Here is a 4,433-nt window from a genome sequence, read left to right on the forward strand (position 1 = left end):
ATTGGTTTATATATAACCTATAATGAAAGATACTATTGCGTTATCTGCAACTTCTCCCAGAAATGCACGTTAATGACACGCAGAAGAAGCTCGTCGTAAATGACGTATTATCGGTTTATCAGGCGGTCAAGGCAGGTATGGGAATCTCTATGCTCCCCAGTTATCTTATCGAAGAGGACATTAAAGCCGGGAGACTCGTCGAACTGTTCTCAGGACAAAAGAATACCCCCATGAAGTTTTTTTACTGTTCCCCTCAACTGAGTTTATGCCTTTAAAGTTACGCGTTTTTATAGATTTTATGTTAGATCAATTTGTCGATGCGTCTTAATACTCAAGGTGAGTGTCAGCTTGGCCAGATTCGATTAAAAGGTTGACGCCGCAATGTCGAATACCGGTTCGAGAAAAAAGCTTCGAATTCCAAACTACTCAAAACAGCAAGATGAGCAAATCAGCCGAGTTTGACCTCATTCACTTATCAACAGTCACCATGAGATATCGCTGCCAAAATACCTTTCATTGCCACATCTCTAACCCTGTCTATACTGAATACAAAAAGAACAAGCCATTCCTTCAATCAAACGGCCTTCAATATGTTTCGCGATGCAACAATACGTCTAAAAGTAATATCTGGATTTGCCCTATCCACACTCGTTATCCTTTTGGTTGGACTGATCGGTTTTAATGGTATTAGTAAGCTATCAGATAACCTATCATTTATCGTGGGTCCAGCATGGGACAGCGCTGATGGAGCGATGGAGGCAGAAATTGGTCTGGAAGCTCAAATGCTTGCAGTAGAGAAAATCTTTCAAGGTTATCATTACGATAAAGGGCTAGAGTCAATCAAGGAAGCCCAACAAAGCACCGATGAAGCGATAGATCAGCTCCGCGATGCAGGGCTCATGGACGCCACTCAAATCGAAAATTTTTCCTTAAACAAAAGTCAGTATAAAAAGCTGCTCGAAGAAGTGCTAAAAGAGTATAAAGACTTTGCCTTCTTAAAATATCAATATGATGAAAATGCAGAAAAATTCGTCAAACTAAGTAGCGAAATAGAAGCAATCGGAGATTCAACGGTCGAACAACTAGAAAAGTCCCCCTCTCAATTAGTCACATGGGATACTGGCCTAGATAATATGTGGTTGGCTGCCGATGGCGCAATGGAGTCTAGTATCGGCTTACTCTCTGGTCTCTACCATATGGCTCGTTTTATCGCAAAGAGCGAAGAGCATAGTGCCGCACAATACAATCTGAACGAAGCGCTCGCATTCCAAAAAGAAGCAGCAAAGGAAATGTTCAGTACTGGTGCATTCAAATTAAATGCAGGAAGCAAATGGCAAAACCTTAGTTATGAAGAGGCCTACACAAAACACTTAGACAAACATGAAGAACTAACAAAAAAGCTGTTTGCAGCAACTCACGCATATCAAACAACTCATATCAAATACATCACAATTGCTGACCAACTCCTGGTGCAGTTGGGTAAATTTGAAGAAAGCGGAGATCGAGTAGTTGAAAATGAAGTCGATGTCATTAATCAAATTCAACAGGCGACACTAAGCGTTATGACGATGACTGCAATTGGCGGCGTCGTGGTTGTGATTATCTTCTCTTTACTTCTACTGCGCTCAATCCTCAGCCCCTTAAACGAAATTAGCACGCGAATTGAAGACATAGCACAAGGAGAAGGAGACCTCACACTGCGTCTCAACATGGAGTCAAAGGATGAACTCGGCACCCTAGGAAATCACTTTGACAGCTTCCTTGATAACATCCATAACATTATTAGCCAGGTATCTAGTCGTTCTGTAACAATGTCGGCAGAGATCACGGAAATGGACAACGTTGCTCAACGAACAAATGAGAGTGTAGACGAACAAAGACGTCAAACAGACCTAATCGCTACAGCCATCAATCAGATGTCCTCAAGTGGTCGAGAAATTGCTCAAAATACCGAAAATGCGGCGAGAAGTGCGACCGAAGCGAAAATTGTCAGTGAAGAAGCCGAACAAATTGTCACCGAAGCAATCTCGACTATCGGCAGTTTATCAGCTGAAATTGAGGATGCCACAGGCGTCATCTCAACACTTGAAGATGAGGTCAATCAAATTGTAAACGTCCTCAACGTGATCGTTGGAATCGCGGAACAAACAAACCTCCTTGCTCTCAATGCCGCAATCGAAGCTGCGCGAGCAGGTGAGCACGGTAGAGGATTTGCTGTTGTTGCTGATGAAGTTAGAGGCTTGGCAGGACGCACTCAACAAAGCACAGAAGAAATACAAGAAATGATTGATCGACTCAAAAGTGGATCACAGAGAGCCGTCGAAGTCATGACACGAAGTAATGAACAAAGTCAAAGTACCGTTCGTCAAAGTGAACAAGTACAACGATCACTTAACCAAATTGCTTCTTCGATTTCAGTTATAAATGAGATTAACCAACTAGTAGCAAGCGCTTCAGAAGAACAGTCATGCGTGTGTGAAGAAATGGAGAAGAATGTTCAAACGGTTGTTGAAGTCGCCACCACGACCAGCGAGGGCATGGAACAAACTTCTGCAAGCTGCCAACAAGCAAACCAACTAAATCAGGATTTGTCCGACTTAGTTAACCGCTTTAAGGTCTGAGCAAGCTTATTCAATTGCTCAATAAAAAGGAAACTGATAGTCACTGCTGTATCATATTTTTTTAATCGTTCTATGTATACGAATCGATTAACTAGGTCTATATAGGAAACGCAAAGACACAGCAGAGATTAGGTTTACTACTCACCTAAGTCGAGACAAGTAGATCTCATAAATTTCAGAGGGACTATAAACCAAACCGCTTACATTGGTTAAAATTAGATCCCTCCGTCGCTTTTTGACTACTGCATGCTTTGTATTTGTACGCCGTGTAGATATCGACCCGATTCGATCTGGGTTGTTCGTACAACCGTCGCCTTGCTAACCAAGTCGGGCACTATTCCCATCTCTGAGCGGATACAGGCCTCAATACATTCACCTGCGTTAATCGCCCTATCAAGTTCAACTTGCATGCCATTTACACTAAGATCGAGGCAAGTGCCCTCAATATAGTTTCCAGTATCCAGTTTTACCTGGATAGGCGTGTCTAGCTTCATACGGATATGGTCACGTTTCTCATCATAATTTCTAACATTGATCATAGATAATTCCTCAACAACTGGATGCAGGACTGCTCAAGGCCTAAAAGTCAGACTCTTGAACCAACACTAAATATTAATCAAAGGTCGTACCGTAAAAACAGATACTTCTTACCATCAACACCTTGCGGCACACTTCTAGAATTTGAATAAAGCAAGGCACTAATAATTGGTCAAAAAAACGGCAATGATCATCCGAGTGGGAATTGGCGTCTGAGTAAAGTGCCTCTCCCCCTTTATTTCTCTTCTCATTGACATTACTGGTAATGACATTAGGATACTTAGCCTGAAACGTATCACCATCCTAAAAGAGTATTATCACACATGAAAAAATTCTGGCTCATGCTACCTGTGCTGTTTGCACTAGCTTTAAACGCCACGCACGTCGATGCCAAAAAGTTCGGCGGCGGAAAGTCGTTTGGAAAGCTATTTCAAACCAAGCCTTCTCCTGCTAAAAAAGCTGCGCCAAATAATTCAGGAGCTGCAAAACAGAAAGCGCCGGCCAAGGGCGGTATGGCGAAAGGTTTAATGGGTGGCCTTCTCGCTGGTGGCTTAATTGCAGCTTTAATGGGTGGAGCATTTGAAGGCATTCAAATCATGGATATAATTCTGCTCGCTTTGGTGGCCTTTATTCTGATTCGCTTATTTAAAGGTATGATGCAAGCTAAAGCAGCCTCCATGGAGCCTCAACCAGCTTATTCTACAAATCAATTCAGACAAGAGAGCCAAACAGACGCCCAACCAAGCAAGTTCTTGGCGGGTCAGTTTCCTCAGTCATCTTCCGGCAATCAGCCAACAGCTAACCAGAACAACGATGCTACCTTTAATGAAGAGCAAACTTCAGGGTTTGGTTCGTATAATGATGTACCTTATAACCTGCCTGCAGACTTTGATATCAACAATTTTTTGGCCGGCGCTCGTGAGCATTACCGTACCATCCAGCTAGCCTGGAATGAGAATGATCTAAGTAAAATTGAGGAGTACGTTAGCTCAGAGTTGTTTTCCCATTTAAAAGAAGAACGTGCAGCGCTTGAAGGTGAACAGCACACGAATGTGCTGTTTATTGATGCCCAGATCGTCAGAGCTGACCAATCAGCAGGCTTGGCAGAGCTAAGCATTCAGTTTAGTGGGCGCTATAGTGATGAAACCGAAGGAGTTGAAGAGGATATTACAGATCTTTGGCACTTAACCAGAGACACCCGCGATAACAATGCGCCTTGGTTAATCGTAGGAATCGAAAACTAAGCTATAGTTTCTAACAACTTCCTGACCATAA

Annotated in this window: 4 protein-coding genes; 3 read left to right on the forward strand and 1 reads right to left on the reverse strand. The window is 42.7% G+C overall.

What is annotated here, in order from left to right; all coding sequences use genetic code 11:
- Positions 1-62 precede the first annotated feature (62 nt).
- The gene (locus A3735_RS32570) at positions 63-275 is read left to right on the forward strand and encodes a LysR substrate-binding domain-containing protein (protein WP_068509449.1); all 213 of its coding nucleotides are present in this window, start codon (positions 63-65) and stop codon (positions 273-275) included.
- A gap of 315 nt (positions 276-590) precedes the next feature.
- Positions 591-2,621, forward strand: coding sequence for a methyl-accepting chemotaxis protein (locus A3735_RS12775; RefSeq protein ID WP_068509451.1), 2,031 nt, complete (start codon positions 591-593; stop codon positions 2,619-2,621).
- Positions 2,622-2,860: 239 nt separating this feature from the next.
- Here the strand turns inward: A3735_RS12775 and A3735_RS12780 are convergent, their stop codons facing one another.
- Positions 2,861-3,160 (reverse strand): PilZ domain-containing protein, encoded by a 300-nt coding sequence (locus A3735_RS12780; protein WP_068509454.1) that lies wholly within the window; start codon positions 3,158-3,160, stop codon positions 2,861-2,863.
- A gap of 321 nt (positions 3,161-3,481) precedes the next feature.
- On the opposite strand from A3735_RS12780, the gene A3735_RS12785 reads away from it, so the two are divergent.
- A complete protein-coding gene (locus A3735_RS12785; RefSeq protein ID WP_068509456.1) occupies positions 3,482-4,402 on the forward strand; it encodes a Tim44 domain-containing protein in 921 nt (306 codons plus the stop codon).
- The last annotated feature ends 31 nt before the right edge of the window (positions 4,403-4,433 follow it).

The sequence above is a fragment of the Oleiphilus sp. HI0061 genome, assembly GCF_001635675.1.